Source organism: Nocardia sp. NPDC058497 (assembly GCF_042720195.1).
Classification (GTDB): domain Bacteria; phylum Actinomycetota; class Actinomycetes; order Mycobacteriales; family Mycobacteriaceae; genus Nocardia.
Genome location: NZ_JBHXMY010000970.1, coordinates 1 through 1,366 on the forward strand (window position 1 = coordinate 1; position 1,366 = coordinate 1,366).

A 1,366-nucleotide genomic window follows, 5' to 3' on the forward strand; every position below is an offset into this window, starting at 1 on the left:
TTTTTTTTTCGCACCTGGTGGGGGGGTGGGGGGGCGTTTTGGGGGGTGGTCGAGGAAGGGGCGGGGCTGGTGGGTGGGGCCGGCGGGGGTGGGGGGGGGGCGCACGGCGTGGCGGACGGCGTCGGGGAGTTCGGTGGCGCGCTCGCGCACCTGGGCCAGCAGCACGGGGTCGTGCAGGGTCTCGGTGTGGGGTGCGTCACCTAATCGGTGGCGGATGTCGGTCGCGAGCGCGCGGACGGCCGTGGCGGCGTCGGGAGGCAGCTCGCGATGTTCGATGTCGTGCAGGTGAAGTGTCATACGTTCGGACAGAACGCTTTTCACCGGCCTTCCCTTCTTCGCATCGGTCGAACACGGGTGATCGGAGACTCGATGAGCGAAGGTAGTGCTTGTATTCTAATTAGGCAAGACTTACCTAAGGTGACAGCTGAGAAATAGCTAATCTGTATAGCGAAGTGTTTTACCCGAAGTGTCCGAACAGGCAACATCCGGGGGTATCCAACCCGGCTGCGGTTCGGCGACGGTCGCGAGGATCCCCACCACTCGGCACGCATTTCAGGTTAGCCTTCCCTAGTTTGCGACGCCAGGAAAAGTGGTGCGGCGCACGCGGTTCGAGGGAGGCAACACGATGGGTTTCACACGCAGGCAGCTCCTGCAATCCGGGCTCGGCGCCACCGCGCTACTGCTGGCGGCCTCGTGCACGAGTGACGAGGGGGCCGACGGGCCCGCGAAGAAGGGCGGTACGCTGCGCGTCGGCGCGCTCGGCACCGCCGCCCGGATCGAGCGCGATCCGCACGCCAACCTCAGCAACGACAGCGACTTCCTGATCGCCTCGCTCCTCTACGACGCGCTCACCGTCCCCGGCGCCGACCCGACTGTCGCGCCGCGGCTGGCCTCGCACTGGGAGCCCTCCGCCGACAACCGCCGCTGGACGTTCACCATCGCCGACGGCGCGGAGTTCCACAACGGCGCACCGGTCACCGCCGACGACGTGGTGTGGTCGATGCGCCGCCTGCGCTCGGTCGGCGGCGCCTCGAAGATGCCGGTGGCCGAGAACGATATCGCCGCCGACGGCTCGCACCGCGTCGTGTTCACCCTGCCCGCGCCCAATACCCAACTGCCACTGCTGCTTCGGCTCATGACCTTCACCGTGCCGCAGGGCACCACCCACTTCCCCGCCGGGATCGGCACCGGTCCCTTCCGGCTCGAGTCCTACCACGGCGGCAATACCAGGCTGGTCCGCAACGAGCGGTGGCACGGCACCCCGCCGCGGGTCGACGCGATCGAGGTGTCCATTTTGGACAGCGTCACCCCGCTGGGCAAATGGGTGCTGGGCGGGCATATCGACCACGCCTGCAAATTAGGCGCC

Annotated in this window: 1 protein-coding gene and 1 pseudogene; one reads left to right on the forward strand and one right to left on the reverse strand. The window is 67.5% G+C overall.

Going from position 1 to position 1,366, the window contains the following annotated elements; translation table 11 throughout:
• Nucleotides 1-297 (reverse strand): annotated as a pseudogene (locus ACFWPJ_RS32940) (hypothetical protein); the annotation flags it as partial.
• Between the two features lie 328 nt (nt 298-625).
• Between ACFWPJ_RS32940 and ACFWPJ_RS32945 the strand changes: the two are divergent.
• Nucleotides 626-1,366, forward strand: a 741-nt coding sequence (locus ACFWPJ_RS32945; RefSeq protein ID WP_378857449.1) for an ABC transporter substrate-binding protein, incomplete at its 3' end; no start/stop codon positions are given.